At 70.1% G+C, this 14,632-nt stretch carries 14 protein-coding genes and 1 pseudogene; 14 read left to right on the top strand and 1 reads right to left on the bottom strand.

All coding sequences use genetic code 11. From position 1 onward, the window contains the following. From ABGB08_RS53080 to ABGB08_RS53055, 6 genes are all read left to right on the top strand, one after another. On the top strand, window positions 1-1,506 hold a 1,506-nt coding region (locus ABGB08_RS53080; RefSeq protein WP_347607697.1), incomplete at its 5' end, for a sugar ABC transporter ATP-binding protein. A 53-nt stretch (window positions 1,507-1,559) separates the two neighbouring features. Next, window positions 1,560-2,507, top strand: a complete 948-nt coding sequence (locus ABGB08_RS53075) for an ABC transporter permease (RefSeq protein ID WP_347607694.1) — start codon at window positions 1,560-1,562, stop codon at window positions 2,505-2,507. Window positions 2,508-2,650: 143 nt separating this feature from the next. Next, window positions 2,651-3,529 carry a sugar ABC transporter substrate-binding protein gene (locus ABGB08_RS53070; RefSeq protein WP_347607691.1) on the top strand — a complete coding sequence of 293 codons (879 nt, stop codon included), beginning with the start codon at window positions 2,651-2,653 and terminating at the stop codon, window positions 3,527-3,529. Further along, the gene (locus ABGB08_RS53065; RefSeq protein ID WP_347607688.1) at window positions 3,516-4,292 is read left to right on the top strand and encodes an ABC transporter permease; all 777 of its coding nucleotides are present in this window, start codon (window positions 3,516-3,518) and stop codon (window positions 4,290-4,292) included. The genes ABGB08_RS53070 and ABGB08_RS53065 overlap by 14 nt, the downstream gene beginning before the upstream one ends. Window positions 4,293-4,346: 54 nt before the next feature. Further along, the gene (locus ABGB08_RS53060; RefSeq protein ID WP_347607685.1) at window positions 4,347-4,898 is read left to right on the top strand and encodes a hypothetical protein; all 552 of its coding nucleotides are present in this window, start codon (window positions 4,347-4,349) and stop codon (window positions 4,896-4,898) included. Then, entirely contained in the window at window positions 4,805-5,788 is a 984-nt protein-coding gene (locus ABGB08_RS53055; RefSeq protein WP_347607682.1) for an RICIN domain-containing protein, read from the top strand. Before ABGB08_RS53060 ends, ABGB08_RS53055 begins: the two co-directional genes overlap by 94 nt. A gap of 92 nt (window positions 5,789-5,880) precedes the next feature. Here the strand turns inward: ABGB08_RS53055 and ABGB08_RS53050 are convergent. Next, a pseudogene (locus ABGB08_RS53050) lies at window positions 5,881-6,517 on the bottom strand (fumarylacetoacetate hydrolase family protein). 387 nt (window positions 6,518-6,904) lie between these two features. On the opposite strand from ABGB08_RS53050, the gene ABGB08_RS53045 reads away from it, so the two are divergent. The 8 genes from ABGB08_RS53045 to ABGB08_RS53010 all read left to right on the top strand — a co-directional run bounded on the left by ABGB08_RS53045 (window position 6,905) and on the right by ABGB08_RS53010 (window position 14,510). Further along, the gene (locus ABGB08_RS53045; RefSeq protein ID WP_347607679.1) at window positions 6,905-8,422 is read left to right on the top strand and encodes an altronate dehydratase family protein; all 1,518 of its coding nucleotides are present in this window, start codon (window positions 6,905-6,907) and stop codon (window positions 8,420-8,422) included. A gap of 616 nt (window positions 8,423-9,038) precedes the next feature. Further along, window positions 9,039-9,302, top strand: coding sequence for an SMP-30/gluconolactonase/LRE family protein (locus ABGB08_RS53040; protein WP_347607676.1), 264 nt, complete (start codon window positions 9,039-9,041; stop codon window positions 9,300-9,302). Between the two features lie 17 nt (window positions 9,303-9,319). Continuing rightward, window positions 9,320-9,985, top strand: a complete 666-nt coding sequence (locus ABGB08_RS53035) for an SDR family oxidoreductase (protein WP_347607673.1) — start codon at window positions 9,320-9,322, stop codon at window positions 9,983-9,985. Continuing rightward, window positions 9,982-10,734 carry an SDR family oxidoreductase gene (locus ABGB08_RS53030; protein WP_347607670.1) on the top strand — a complete coding sequence of 251 codons (753 nt, stop codon included), beginning with the start codon at window positions 9,982-9,984 and terminating at the stop codon, window positions 10,732-10,734. The genes ABGB08_RS53035 and ABGB08_RS53030 overlap by 4 nt, the downstream gene beginning before the upstream one ends. Then, window positions 10,731-11,294: an FAD-binding oxidoreductase gene (locus tag ABGB08_RS53025; protein ID WP_347607667.1), complete on the top strand. Its 564-nt coding sequence runs from the start codon at window positions 10,731-10,733 to the stop codon at window positions 11,292-11,294. The genes ABGB08_RS53030 and ABGB08_RS53025 overlap by 4 nt, the downstream gene beginning before the upstream one ends. 10 nt (window positions 11,295-11,304) lie before the next feature. Then, entirely contained in the window at window positions 11,305-13,152 is a 1,848-nt protein-coding gene (locus ABGB08_RS53020; protein WP_347607664.1) for an FAD-linked oxidase C-terminal domain-containing protein, read from the top strand. Next, entirely contained in the window at window positions 13,149-14,153 is a 1,005-nt protein-coding gene (locus ABGB08_RS53015; protein WP_347607661.1) for a LysR family transcriptional regulator, read from the top strand. Before ABGB08_RS53020 ends, ABGB08_RS53015 begins: the two co-directional genes overlap by 4 nt. Before the next feature lie 201 nt (window positions 14,154-14,354). After that, window positions 14,355-14,510 (top strand): hypothetical protein, encoded by a 156-nt coding sequence (locus ABGB08_RS53010; RefSeq protein ID WP_347607658.1) that lies wholly within the window; start codon window positions 14,355-14,357, stop codon window positions 14,508-14,510. Window positions 14,511-14,632 lie beyond the last annotated feature (122 nt).

Below are 14,632 nucleotides of genomic sequence, written 5' to 3'. Positions count from 1 at the left end.
AAGCATGACCGCTACGGCTGCGGACACCTTCACACCTTATCTTATTTCAACAAGATTTGCAGAGATGTGATGTGTAGGAACCCGCACGTGAGCGCACGTGCGGGTCACCAACTTCCGGAGCTCTGGGTCCCGAGCGGCGAGGTCGTTGCGCTGGCCGGGGAAAACGGCGCGGGAAAGTCCACAATCAAGAATATCATCGGCGGAACTCTGCGGCCTGACTCCGGTCACGTCGATTTCGGGGACGCGGGAAACGTGGCCACGGTGCATCAGGAGACCAGCCTTTTTCCGGACTTGACAGTCGCAGAGAACATTCTCATTAGCCAGCTCGGGTCGTCCCGTGTGGGCACGGTCCGGCCCGCGGCCTTGCGGCGCACCGCTTCCCTCCTGCTGCGGCGGGTCGGTGCCGGATTCGGGCCTGATGCCCTCGTGCGCGAACTCCCCGCTGGGCAGCGGCAGCTGGTGGAGATCGCCAAGGCCTTGGCCATCGAGCCCCGGGCCATCGTGTTCGACGAACCGACCGCCTCGCTTAATCTCGGCGAACGCGAGATGATCATGCGAATTGTCGAGCGGTTGCGTGACGACGGGGTGGCCGTCCTCTACATCACCCACTACCTCGAGGAGATCTTCAGGCTCAGTCAGCGGATCGTGGTCATGAGGGACGGGCGGCTGGTGGCCGACCGGCCGACCGGCGAGCTCGACCGCGCCACGCTCGAGGCGCTCATGGTGGGGCGCGAGCTCGCCCAGGGATACCCCGAAACCGCGAAGCCGCGGCAGGAGATCGCGCTGTCGGTTCGTGACCTGGGCGACGGCGCTCGGGTCGAGGGGATCTCGTTCGACGTCGCCGAGGGCGAGATCTTCGGTCTGGCCGGGCTGATGGGGTCGGGCCGTACCGAGGTGGCCCGGGCGATCTTCGGGCTCGCGGGCAGGATCGGGCGGATCGAGGTGGCCGGACGGCTGCTGCGGCGCGGCGACGTCCGCGCTTCGATCGCCGCGGGAATCGCCTTCGTCACCGAGGACCGGCGGAACGAGGGCCTGTTCCTGGACCGGCCGATCCGCGAGAGCCTCTCGATCGTCGGCCTCGGCTCGGTGTGCCGGCCGTTCGGACGGCTCGACCATGCGGCCGAACGCCGTCTCACCAAGGACCTCGCGACCGCGGTGGCCCTGACGGCCCGCAGCGGGCTGGAGGCGGACGGCGGATCACTGAGCGGCGGCAACCAGCAGAAGGTCGTGCTGGCCAAATGGCTCAACGGACAACCCCGGCTGATCATCCTGGACGAGCCCACTCGCGGCATCGACGTCGGCGCCAAGGCCGAGATCTACCGGCTCCTGGCCGATCTCGCGCGCGCGGGAACGGCTGTCCTGCTGATCAGTTCCGAGCTGGAGGAAGTGCTCGGACTGGCTCATCGCGTCGGCGTCATGCACGACGGCCGGCTGGCCGGAATCCTCGACCGGCGGAGCGCGACCCAGGAAGCCGTCATCCGCCTGGCGACGGGAGGCACTCGATGAGATCCGCCTGCCGATGGTGTGCACGCGCTCTGCGCCGGCAGCCGCTGCTCCTCGTGTGGCTGGTCCTCGTGCTCGCCCTGTCCGGCCTCTACGACGAGTTCGGCACAGGGGCGGACTTCCGCAACATCGCCATCCAGGCGAGCCCGTTGATCATCGCCGCCGTCGGGGCGACCTTCGTGATCATGACCGGGGGGATCGACCTGTCCGTCGGGTCGATGCTGTTCCTGGCGGCCGCGATCGAGTCCAGCCGGGCGCTCGGCGCGGCGCCCGCCGGCCTGGTGTTCGCCGCCATCGCCGCGACCGGGCTGCTGATGGGCCTGGTCAACGGGGTGGCGATCGCGCTGACCAGGGTTCCCGCCCTCATCGTCACCCTCGCCTCGATGCAGGTCTTCCGGGGAGCCGGCGGCCACATCACCGGCCAGCAGAACATCGATCTCCCCGCGCACCTGCAGGACATCGGCACCGGCAGCCTCCTCGGCGTTCCCGCTCCGATCCTGCTCGCCGCCGTGACGGTGTTGGGCGGAGTGCTGGTGTTCGGCCGGACCGTGTTCGGCCGGACCGTGTTCGGCCGGACCGTGTTCGGCCGGCACCTCCAGGCAGTCGGCTCCAACCCGGCCGCGGCCCGCGACGCCGGGCTGCCCGTCCGCGCGGTGACGATCGGCGCGTACGCGCTCGCGGGCGTGCTGGCGGCGCTCGCCTCGCTCACCCAGACCGCGCGGCTGGGAGCCGTCCAGCCGTCCATCGGCGATGGCTACGAGCTCACCGTGATCACAGCGGTGGTGCTCGGCGGAACCAGCCTGTTCGGCGGGCGGGGCAGCATCATCGGCACCGTCCTGGGCGCCCTCGTCCTCACCACCGCCCAGACCGGGCTGGTGTTCTCCGGGGCCTCGCCCTACGTCTTCGACATCGTCCGCGGCGGCGTCCTGCTCGTCGCGGTCATCGCCGCCGCATTCCGGTGGCGGACCCTGGCTCAAGCCTTGCGGCCGGCCGCTGCGTCATAAGGAAAGGACACCCCCCGATGCAAGTCCCCTCCCTCATCCGATACACGGCCGCCCTCGCGGCGTCGGCTCTGGTGCTCGCCGGTTGTGGTTCGTCTCAGTAGGAGTCCGGCTCGGACGGCTCCGGCGAGAGGGTCACGATCGGCGTGAGTTTCGATCTGCTCAACAGCATCCGCCAGGCCGAGAAATCGGCGATCGAGAAGGCGGCCACCGAGGCCGGATACGAGGTCGTCTTCAACGTCGCCGACAAGGACCCGCAGAAGCAGGCCGCCCAGATCCAGGACCTGATCCAGACACGCAAGGTCAGCGCGCTGGTCGTGATCGCCCAGGACGGCCAGCAGATCGCCTCCTCCGTCAGCCTGGCCAAGGCCCGCGACGTCCCGTTCATCGCCATCGATCGGGCCGTCGCCGACCAGCAGAACATCACGTTCCAGATCACCGGCGACCCGGTCGCCGACGGCAAGCTGGCCGCCGCCGAGTTCATCGACGCGGGCAAGACCAAGCCGCTGAAGGTACTGGAACTGGTGGGCGCGCTCACCGACCAGAACGCGATCGGCCGCAGGGACGGGTTCAACGAGGCCCTGAAGGGCGACCCCAACGTCACCGCCGTCAGCCAGGTCCCCACCAACTGGGATCCGGCCCAGGCCCTCGACGGCACCTCCAACGCGCTCCAGAAGAACCCCGACATCAACGCGATCTTCGTTCCGTCGGACTTCCTGCTGCCGTCCGTTCAGTCCGCCCTGCAGGCGGCCGGGCGCCTGGCCCCGATCGAGGATCCCAAGCACGTGTTCCTGGTGACCATCGACGGCGACCAGAACGGCTGCAAGGCCATGAAGGACAAGATCCTCGACGCCGACGTCGCCACTCCGGTCGACGACTTCGGCAAGCAGGCCATCTCGGCGATCACCACCGCGCTGGGAGGCCGGAGCGTCAGCCCCAAATCGGTCCAGACGAAGGGCCTCAGCCTCGACCAGGCCAACTTCGCCGCGACCAGTTCGCAGGTGTGGGGCTGTGTCGTCGCCTGAATCCGTCCGCGGGGAGGGCGTCGCCACGGCGTCCTCCACCGCGCCCCCCGCCCAGTCCGCCAAGCCCGCGTCGTGGCCGCGCGATCCGGCCCGCCGTCCAGGCTGGCTCACCGACCTGTCGATGCTGCCCGCGCTGATCGTCCTCGTCGCGGTCCTGAGTGTCCTCACCGACGGGATGCTGACCCCCTCCAACATCATCAACGTGTGCAGCCAGTCCGCGGTCGTCGCGATCGCGGCGATCGGCGCGACGTTCGTCATCACCGCGTGGGGACGGCGCGTCCTGCACGTCGGGGCAAACGTCGAGGTCGCGCGGATCAGCGGCGTCCATGTCGCCCGCACCAAGGCGAGCGTCTACGCGGTGGCGGGGCTGTTCTCGGCGATCGCCGGAATCGTCCTGACGTCCGGGCTCGCGGGGGCGGGCGCCGGCATGGGCGGCCCGCTGCTGCTGAACATCGTGGGCGCCGTCGTCCTCGGTGGCACCAGCCTGTTCGGCGGACGCGGCAGCCTGCTGCGCACCGCGGTCGGAGTGCTCTTGCTCGGCTTTCTCTCCAACGGAATGAGCCTGCTCGGGCTGGCCTCTTTCGACCAGCAGATAGTGACCGGAGCCGTCATTTTCATCGCCGCCTCCGCCGCCGGAATAGGCCGGTGGCTGAAACGCGGATCCGGAAACTCCAGCGGCAATTCGTACAACGGATCGGCGAGTCCCGGAAATCGCGATCGACGCGTCCGGGAAGCGCCGATACGTTCATTTCCAACCGATTAACGGCGCGCTACAGGCAGATGTAAATATGTGCGCGCCAGAGCGGAAAGGAATTCCATGCCGCGCCCCCACGCCACCCCTCCCTCTCTCTTCCGCCGCGTGCTGACCTGGTTGTCGGCCGCACTGATCCTGCTGCTGCCGACGCCGCTCATGGCGGTGTCCGGCGCGGCGCCGGCCGCCGCCGCGGTCCTGGACCCCAGCCAGTTCAAGGGCGTGCACTGGTCACGCCTGGGGGACAACTTCACCTTCGACCGGCTCGTCCTGCAGGGCCTGTCGGCCGGTGACGACTACAACGCCACCCGGAGCAAGGCCGACGCCATGTTCGGGGCCTTCCAGAGCGCCCTGGGCGCCAACACCGTCCGGTTACCCATCAACCCGGCCACCGTCGCCTGGAACAGCTACAACGGCGTCATCGACGCCGCGACGGCCAAAGGTTTCAAGGTCGTCCTCAGCCACTGGGTGGAGGACGGCAGCAACAAGGTCGTCGACAGCTACCTGAACACCTGGAACCAGATGTGGGAACCCTCACAACCAGGTACCGGGGCAACCCGCAGATCTTCTTCGACCCGATCAACGAGCCCATCGGCTTCACCACTCCCCAGTGGCTGAACTTCGCGGCCAACTGGATCACCCGCCAGACCGCCAACGGCTTCCCCAAGGAGCGCATGCTCATCGAGGGCGCCCAGGCGGATGGCGGCGGCTGGGGAACCGACCTGCGGCCGCTGTGCAACGACCCCCGCTTCGAGGGTGTCTACCTGGCGATGCACCGCTACGCCTTCCCCTACCCGGCGCGGACCTACACCGAGTGGGTCAACGACATCAAGATGTACATGGGCAACTGCGCCTCCCGTACGGTCATCGAGGAGTTCGGCGCCGACGCCGACAACGGCATCGACTACGACGCCACCCCCAGCGCGAGCACCCCCAAGGAGATCGCCTACCTGCGCGCCATCACCGATGTCATCCGTGAGTACCGCCTGGGCGCGATCTGGTGCCACGGCATCGGCGGCCGCACCACCAGCCCCGACCACGACTCGCTGAACCTCCTGCGCCTCTACAGCGCCTACGCCGGCGGCACCCAGAACCTGCCGCTGTGGATCCCCAACCCCGCGGCCGTCGACCGGCTGAAGTACGCCTGGGGCGAGTCCGGCTCCGCCACGACCCGGTTGCGCAGCCTTTGGTACAACAAGTGCCTCGACGTCCCCGGCAGCTCGCAGAACAACGACGTCCAGCCCCAGGTGGCGGACTGCGGGACCGGCGTCAACCAGCGGTGGACCCGGACCGCCGCCAACACCATCACCGTCTACAACGGAACGAAATGCCTGGACGCCTTCGGTTTCGGCAAGACCAACGGCACAAGAGTGGTCACCCATGACTGCCACGGCATGATCAACCAGAAGTGGTTGACCTTCTCCGACGGCACGATCCGCGGGGTCGACTCCAAGCTCTGCCTGGACGCCGACCTGTACAGCACCGCGAACGTCCAGTTGTGGTCCTGAGGCAACGGGACCAACCAGAAGTGGCAGCAGCTCGCCCGAGTTGATGCCACCACGGGGGCCGGTCGTACGCCGAACGGCCGGCCCCTCAGGTTTCAGTACGCGGCCCTGAAGCTCTGGCGCTGGCTTCCCAGGCCGTCGATCTCCAGTTCGACGACGTCGCCGTCGCGCAGGTAGGGCAGGCCGGGGCTGCCGAGCGCCACTCCCGCAGGGGTGCCGGTGTTGATGACGTCGCCGGGATTGAGCACCATGAACTGGCTGAGGTACCAGATACGCCACATCGAAGATCATGTCGGCGGTGGTGCCGTCCTGGCGCGACTGTCCGTTGACCCGCAGCCGCAGGCCCAGCTTTCGCGGGTCGGGCACCTCGTCCGCGGTGAGGATCCACGGGCCGAGCGGGTTGAAGGTCTCGCAGTTCTTGCCCTTGTCCCACTGGCCGCCCCGCTCCAGCTGGAACTCGCGCTCGCTGACGTCGTTGCTGATCGTGTACCCGGCCACGTACGCCAGGGCCGACTCGGGTCCGTCCAGGTAGCGGGCCTTCGCGCCGATGACGACGGCGAGCTCCACCCCCCAGTCGGTCTTCGTCGAGCCGCGCGGGATCAGCACGTCGTCGTCCGGGCCGACGACCGTGTCGGGGGCCTTGAGGAAGACGATCGGCTCGGCGGGCGGAGTCGCCCCCGTCTCCTCGGCGTGGTCCCGGTAGTTCAGCCCGATGCAGACGATCTTTCCCACCCGCGCCAGCGGCGGCCCGAACCGCTCCAGGCGGGTGACGACTGGCAGCGCGTCCAGGCCGAGCTCGGACTCCGGCCGCGTCAGCACATCCGGCGTCACGTCCCCGGCGACCGGGGTGAGATCCCGCCAGCGTCCGTCGGCGCCGCACACGATGGGTTTTCCGCGCCGGGGTCGCCGTGCCGTGCGAATTTCATGTTCTTGCCTTTCTCGGACCGGGATGACTTTCACCCTAGCCGCACCAATTCGGCTTTTATTCGGCAGGCGCCCGCTGGCCTGTGACTATTCGCAGGACGGATGGCCGCGTTTCGTTACTCGCGCTTCATCAGGAACTATTACCCGGCCTAAGGTGGCGGGCGTGACCACCTCTGAATCGCCATCGAGCGTTGGATGACTGCGGACCTCGCCGTCCCTCTGGTTCCGCTGGAGGGCGTGGATGACGTGGGACTCGTCCGCGAGCATCTCGAAGCCGGAACGCCTGTCCAGGTCGACGGCGGCGTCGTCACCGCGGCCGACGACGTCCCGGCCGGCCACAAGGTCGCGGTGCGCGCCATCGCCGAGGGCACGCCCGTGCGCAAGTACGGCGAGGTCATCGGCATCGCGCTGCGCGACATCGCGCCCGGCTCCCACGTGCACCTGCACAACCTCGGCGTCGGACCGCAGAGCCTCGGCCCGGCCACGACGCCCGCCGGGCCGCGCGCCTGGACCCCTCCGGTCGCACCGACCCGCGACCACTTTCTCGGCTACCGCAGGCCCGACGGCCGGGCCGCGACCCGCACCTACCTCGCGGTCCTCCCGACGGTGAACTGCTCCTCGACGGTCGCCCGGATGATCGCACAGGCCGCCAACGCGCAGATCAAGGCGGAGGGCCTGGACGGCGTCATCGCCCTAACCCACGACCTGGGCTGCGGCATGGCCGAAGGCACTCTGGGAGACGACATCCTGCGCCGCACCCTGCGCGGCTACGCCGGTCACGCGAACCTCGCGGGCGCGGTGGTGGTCAGCCTGGGTTGCGAGATCAACCAGCCGGAGCACGTCCTGGCCGGCGGCCCGGCTGTCGAAACCCTCTCCATCCAGGACCTCGGCGGCACCGCCGCCACCGTCAACGCCGCGCTGACCGCCCTCCAGGCGATGGCGTCGCGCCTGGCCGGCCTGCGGCGCGAACCCATCCCGGTCGGCGAACTGACCCTGGGGCTGCAGTGCGGCGGCAGCGACGCCTACTCGGGCCTGACCGCCAACCCGACCCTGGGCGTCGCGGCCGACCTGCTGGTGGCCGCGGGCGGCAAGGTCATCCTCGGTGAGACCCCCGAGATCTACGGTGCCGAGCACGTGCTGCGCGCGCGGGCCGCCACGCCGGCGGTCGGCCGGCGGATCGACGACCTCATCACCTGGTGGCAGGCCTACACGGCGAGCAACAACGCGGAGCTGGACAACAACCCGTCCAAGGGCAACCGCGACGGCGGCATCACGACCATCTGGGAGAAGTCGCTGGGCGCCGTGCTGAAGGGCGGCACGAGCCCGCTCAACGCCGTCGTCGCCTACGCCGACCCGGTCACCGCCGCGGGACTGACGTTCATGGACACCCCGGGATACGACCCGGTCTCGGCGACAGGCATGGTCGCCGGCGGCGCCAACCTGCTGGCGTTCACCACCGGGCGGGGATCGGTCTTCGGGTCGCGCCCCACCCCCTGCCTCAAGATCAGCACCACCACGCGGCTGTTCGAGCACATGCGCGCCGACATGGACTTCGACGCCGGCCCGGCGATGTCCCGGGACGATCAGATCCGCCATGGAATCCTGCTGTTCGAGGCGCTGGTGGACATGGCGTCGGGCACCCCGAGCAAGTCCGAGGCGCTCGGATTCGGAACCGAGGAGATCGTGCCGTGGCGGATGGGAGCCGTTGTATGACGTCGGTGTTCTGGGATGGCCGTGCCACGCTGGGCGAGGGGCCGCTGTGGGACGCGCGGACCGGCACCCTCTACTGGGTGGACATCGTCGGGGGAACGGTCTTCGCCCAAGCCGCCGACGCCGCGCGGCCGGCCCGGATCGACGTCCAGGCCCAGGTCGGCTGCCTCGGTCTCACCGACGATCCGCACGTCCTCATCGCCGGGATGCGCACCGGGTGGCATCTCCTGGATCTGCGGACCGGAGGCCGTACCTTCCTGGCCGACCCCGAGGCGGACCGTCCGGCCTGCCGTTTCAACGACGGCTCTGTCGACCCCGCCGGGCGGTTCTGGACCGGGTCGCTGGAGGATGGCGAGACCCGGCCGGCGGGCCGGCTCTATCGGCTGGACGGCGACGGCACTCACACGACGGTCGATGCGGGCTTCTACTGCTCCAACGGCATCGACTGGTCGCCGGACGGCCGGTGGATGTACTTCGTGGACTCCCGGGCCGACCTCATCTACCGGTACGCCTTCGACGCGGAGACCGGGGAGACCACCGCCCGCCAGATCTTCGCCGACACCTCCGCACTGCCCGGCATCCCCGACGGCCTGCGCGTGGACTCCCGGGGCGACGTCTGGTGCGCCTTCTGGGACGGAGCACACGTGACCGCTTCACGCCCGACGGCGCCGCGGCCGAGCGGGTGCCGGTCCCGGTCCCGCGCCCGACGAGTGTCGCCTTCGGCGGGCCCGGGCTCCAGACGATGTACATCACCTCGGCCTGTCTCGGCCTCACCCCCGCCCAGCTGGAGGAGTGGCCGCTGTCGGGCGCTGTGCTGGAGCGCGACGCCCGGACCCCCGGACGGCCCGCCACCCCCTTCCGGCTTACCCGATCCGGCTGCTGAGCGAGGGCGCCACCGTCGTGGCGGTCGACATCAATCACACCCGGCCCTGGGCGGAGGCGGGGGACAAGCGGCTCCACCAGCTCGCCCTGGACGTCGCCGGACCGGACGCCGCCGAGCGGCTGGGGGAGTACCTGCGCGGGGAGTTCGAACGGGTCGACGTGCTGGCCAACGTCGCCGGGATCCTGCACATCGCCCCCTTCCTCCAGGTCACCCGGGCCCACTGGGACCGCGTCCTCGCAGTCAACCTGACCGGGGTGTTCTTCCTCAGCCAGGCCGTCGCCCGCATCATGGTCGACCACGCCACGCCCGGCCGCATCGTCAACGTATCCTCCGTCCACGCGGTGGTCTCCGAACCGAACGCCGCGCCCTACACCGCGACCAAGGGCGGCCTGGAGGCCATGACCCGCACGATGGCCTCGGAACTGGCCCCCCACGGCATCACCGTCAACTGCGTGCGGCCGGGCGCCACCCGTACGGTGATGAGCGAGTCGATCTACACCCCCGAGATCGTCAGCTCCCTGCAGGCGAAGATCCCCCTGGGAAAGATCGCGCCGCCCGAATGGGTGGCGTCCGCCATCGCCTACCTCGCCTCCGAAGAGGCGTGCTACACCACCGGCGCCTGCCTGGACGTCGACGGCGGATACGCCATGGACGGCTCGCTGCCTGGGACGGCGTACTCATGAGCGCCGTCGCCGTGGTGACCGGCGCCGCTTCCGGCATCGGCCGCGCCACCGCCCTGCGCCTGGCCCGCGAGGGCTACGAGATCGCGATGATGGACCTCGACGGCACCGGCCTCGCCGAGACCTCCGCTCTGATCGGGGAAGCCGGCGGCCTGGCCCGCCCGTTCACTGCCGACCTGTGCGATCCGCTGGCCGTCGGGTCGGTCACCCGGGAGATCGCGGTCACCGTCGGCGCCCCGGAGGTACTGGTGAACGTCGCCGGGATCGGGCTGGCCGCGACCGTCCTGGAGACGAGCGACGCGGACTGGAACCGCGTCCTGGCGGTCAACCTGACCGGGCCGTTCCTCACCATCCGGGCGATCCTTCCGCTGATGCTCGACCGCGGCAGCGGCGTCATCGTCAACATCGCCTCCGTGGGCGGCCAGGTCGGGCTCGCCAGCCGGGCCGCCTACTGCGCGTCCAAGGCCGGGCTGGTCGGCCTCACGCGCGCGGTCGCCGTCGACCACGCCCGCGAGGGGATCCGCTGCGTGGCGATCTGCCCCGGGACCGTGGAGACCGAATGGATCGGCAAGATCCTCTCTAACGCCCCCGATCCGGCGGCGGCCCGCGCGGCGATGGCGGCACGGCAGCTGGACGGGCGCATGGGGTCGCCCGAGGAGGTCGCGGCCATGGTCGCTTTCCTCGCCGGACCCGAGGGCAGGTTCGTCAACGGGGCCGCACTCGTCCTCGACGGCGGGATGACGGCGGCATGAGAACCCTCTCCGCCGACCTGAGCAAGATCGTGGGGTCGGGCAACGTGGAAGTCCGCCCGGCGGCGCTGGTGCCGTACCGGACGGACGCCACGTTCGGCTTCACCGGCCGGCCGATCGCGGTCGTCAGGCCGGGCTCCGCGACGGAGGTGTCACGGATCCTGGCGTGGGCGAACGAACGCTCGATCCCGGTCGTCCCGCGCGGCGCCGGCAGCAGCCTCGCCGCCGGAGCCGTCCCGGTCCAGGGCGGGATCGTGCTCGCGCTGACGCGCATGAACCGCATCCTGTCGATCGACCAGGTCGACCTGGTCGCCGTCGTGGAGCCTGGCGTCACCACGCAGGCCCTGGCGGCGGCGGCGCGCGAGCACGGGCTGCACTACCCGCCCGATCCGGGCAGCCGGCGGGTGTCCACCCTCGGCGGGAACGTGGCCACCAACGCCGGCGGGCTGCACGGCCTCAAGTACGGCAACACCGGCGGCTACGTCTTGGGCGTCCAGGCCGTCCTCGCCGACGGGCAGATCATCCGGGCGGGCGGTCGGCTTCAAGGACGTCGCCGGATATGACCTCGTCCACTTGCTCACCGGATCGGAAGGCACCCTCGCGGTGCTGACGGAACTGACGCTCGCCCTGCGGCCCGCGCCCGCGACCAGCGCCACCGGGCTGGCCTACTTCCCCGACCTGGAATCGGCGAGCGACGCGGTAGGCGGAGTGATCGCCGCCGGAATCCTCCCCGCGACCCTGGAGTTCCTCGACGCGCGGTGCGTCCGCGCCGTCGAGGCCCACGTCCGGCTCGGCCTGGACGTCACGGCGGGCGCTCTCCTGCTGTTCGGCGACGACGGCAGCCCGGACGAGGTGGCCCGCACGCTGCGGAAGATGGCCGGGCTCATGCCCGGCCACGGCGCCACCTCGGTGCAGGTCGCCACGGCGGCCGCCGAGGCTGAGGCGCTGCTGGCCGCGCGGCGCTGCGCGCTACCGGCACTGGCCAGGCTGGGCGGCGCGACCATCCTGGAAGACGTCGGAGTGCCACGCTCCCGCCTGCCCGAACTGGTCCACCGCATCAACACCATCGCCGCGGCCCACGAGGTGACCATCGCGACCTTCGGCCACGCCGGCGACGGGAACACCCACCCGACCGGCTGCTTCGATCCGGCCGACCTCGCCGGGCGCGAGCGGGTGCACGCGGCGTTCGCCGAGGTGTTCCAGGCCGCGATCGACCTCGGCGGCACCATCACCGGGGAGCACGGCGTCGGCGCCGCGAAACTGCCCCTACCTCCCGGCACAGCTCGGGGCCGCCCAGACCGACCTGCAAGCCCGGATCAAGAAGACCTTCGACCCGGTGGGCATCCTCAACCCCGGGAAGGTCACGCGATGATCTTCGACGCCGACGACCTCGGCACCTGCATCTCGTCCGGCTTCTGCCTGCCCTCCCGCCCGACCTACCAGCTGACGGGCGACGAGTCGTCCTCGCCGCGCGGCCGCATCGCCCTCATGCGCGCCGTCGAGGGCGGGGAAGTCGACCTGTTCGATCCGGCCGCGCTCGAACAGGGCTCGTTCTGCCTCGGCTGCCGCGCCTGCGAACCGGTGTGTCCTGCGGGTGTCCCGTACGGGAGTCTCCTGGAAGACCTGCGTGACGCCCAGTGGAAGGGACGGCGGCGCCCGATGCGTATCCGCCCGCTGCTGGCCTTCGCCGCGAGCGAGCGGCTCATCCGGCTGGTGGGCAAGGTGCGGCGGCATGCCCGGTTCACCGCCTCCGAGACGGACACGGCTCTGATGCTCGGCTGCTTCGAGCGGGTTCTGTTCCCCCGGGTGAGCCGGGCCGCCGCGACCACCCTCCAGGGCGTCGCGATCCCACCGGACCAGGGGTGCTGCGGAGCGCTCCACGCCCACAACGGCGAGCGAGCCCTCGGCGAGCGGATGGCCCGCCGGCTCGCCGGCCGTCCCGGCCGGATCGTCTCCACCGCCGGCGGCTGCAGCGCCCACCTCGCCGCCGTCGTGGGCCGGGACCGGGTGGCCGACTACTCCGAAGCACTGCTCGAGAACGGACAGCTGCCCGGCCCGATCCGCATCGACGGCCGGCGGGCCCGCATCGGCCTCCAGGACTCCTGCCACCTGCGCAACGGGCTGGGCGTCAGCGAGGCGCCCCGGCGCGTGATCAGCGCGCTCGGAGACCACGTCGAGGTGCCCGGCGCGGCCGACTGCTGCGGCGCGGCAGGCACCTACTCCCTGCTCAGACGCCGCGACAGCCGACGAGTTCTGGCCCCCAAGATGGTGGAATTAGCCAGACTTAAACTAGATTTCCTGGTTGTGTTAAACCCTGGCTGCCAGCGTCAGCTGACCACGGAGGTGCGCCGGGCTCGGCTCCGCACGCGCGTGCTCCACCTGGCCGAACTCGTCGAGATGGCCCGGACGGGATCACGATGAGCGGCCCACCGGCGGAGGAACCCGCGGTGGAGATCGTCGATCTCGCCCCGCGCGATCCCCGGGACGCCATGTCGCTCCAGACCGCGTGGCTGCGCAGCTTCCTCGCCGTGGCCGACAAGGGCGGGTTCGGCGCGGCCACCCTCGTGCTGCACCTGTCGCAGTCGTGGGTCAGCGCGCACATCGCCGCGCTGGAACACGCCCTCGGCGTGACCCTTTTCGACCGTAAGGCACGCCCCATCTGCACGACCGAGGCGGGTGAGCTGTTCCGCGGCCACGCCCTGAACGCCCTTCTCGAGCTCCAGCGCGGCGTCGAGGCGGCCCGCAGCACGCTCGACAACTTCGTCGCCCACGTCAAGATCGGCAGCTATCCGAGCGTCAGCTCAACCTACCTGCCCTCGATCCTGCGGGCCCTGACGGCGAAGTACCCGGGCATCACCATCGAGCTTCACGAGGGAACCGCCTCGACGCTGGAGGAGATGGTCGTCAGCGGCGCCGTCGACCTGGCGTTCCGGCCCCTGCTCCCGAAGATCCACGAAACGACGCTCTGCCACCGGACGATCTGGCGCGAGGACATCGTCGCCGTCATGCGCGAGCAAGATCTCCTCACCCGCAAGGCCTCGCTCAGCGTCGCCGACATCTTGGAGCGCCCGCTGATCGGCAACCCGGCCGGAAGCGAGGAGGAGGGCGGCGGATTCGACCTCCGCAACACGCTCGGCGAGGACGCGGCACGAGCCGACATCGCCTACCTCACCGACCAGCCGGCCACCCTGGTCGCGCTCGTCCGCTCGGCCTTCGGCATCGGCATAATCAACCGCCTCGTCCTGGAGACCACCAGCACCGAAGGCCTCGCGACCCGCACCATCGACTCCCCGACCGCCCATCGACAAGTCGCCCTCTTCTGGACCAGGCGCCGCTCGGACGCCGCCGTCGTCAAGGCCTTCCTGGACGCCCAGGAACAGGCCCAACTCCCTCCCGGCGTCCAGCCCATCAGCAGTCGGTGAATCACCGGCGGGGAAGGGGTATCGGCTCATGGGGCCGTGCCGGCGGGCCGAACCGCTTGAGGAGCCGGCGAGCCGCGGCGGCAACAGGTCATGGACTGTGTCGTGCAGAAAAGGCGCACGAACTGTTCCCGAATCTCCTGGACGAACTGGTGGTGCGCGGCTGAGTCAATCACTCTCCTAACCGGGTTGGCCAGGAGTTGGATGGCTGCCCGGAGTGAAGGCGAGGGTCAGTGCCGAGAACTGCGGGAAATTCCGCCCGAGCCGTTCCGGCTGTATTCGATCGCCTCGCCGCCGCCCGGCCAACCTGCCTCCACGCTGCGGTTGGTGGTCACCGTGGTCGTACCCGCGGGAACGTAACCACTCACACGTATCCGTGAGCTGGGGTTATGCGGTGGCTTGAGACAGCGTCCAGGGGTTGCCGAGGAAGGCGTCACGGAGCGCATGGAAGGCGTCGATGCCGTGGTTGGTTGCGGTGACGA

The sequence above is a fragment of the Acrocarpospora sp. B8E8 genome (assembly GCF_039871605.1).
In the GTDB taxonomy this organism is placed as follows: domain Bacteria; phylum Actinomycetota; class Actinomycetes; order Streptosporangiales; family Streptosporangiaceae; genus Acrocarpospora; species Acrocarpospora macrocephala.
The sequence above is the reverse complement of the archived record's forward strand: the minus strand, read 5'-3'. Positions and strand labels throughout refer to the sequence as shown.

Coding starts and splice junctions, on each gene's coding strand:
- ABGB08_RS53010 (WP_347607658.1), top strand. CDS start 14,355: ATGGCTGCCCGGAGTGAAGGCGAGGGTCAGTGCCGAGAACTGCGGGAA.
- ABGB08_RS53060 (WP_347607685.1), top strand. CDS start 4,347: ATGCCGCGCCCCCACGCCACCCCTCCCTCTCTCTTCCGCCGCGTGCTG.
- ABGB08_RS53025 (WP_347607667.1), top strand. CDS start 10,731: ATGAGAACCCTCTCCGCCGACCTGAGCAAGATCGTGGGGTCGGGCAAC.
- ABGB08_RS53015 (WP_347607661.1), top strand. CDS start 13,149: ATGAGCGGCCCACCGGCGGAGGAACCCGCGGTGGAGATCGTCGATCTC.
- ABGB08_RS53030 (WP_347607670.1), top strand. CDS start 9,982: ATGAGCGCCGTCGCCGTGGTGACCGGCGCCGCTTCCGGCATCGGCCGC.
- ABGB08_RS53045 (WP_347607679.1), top strand. CDS start 6,905: ATGACTGCGGACCTCGCCGTCCCTCTGGTTCCGCTGGAGGGCGTGGAT.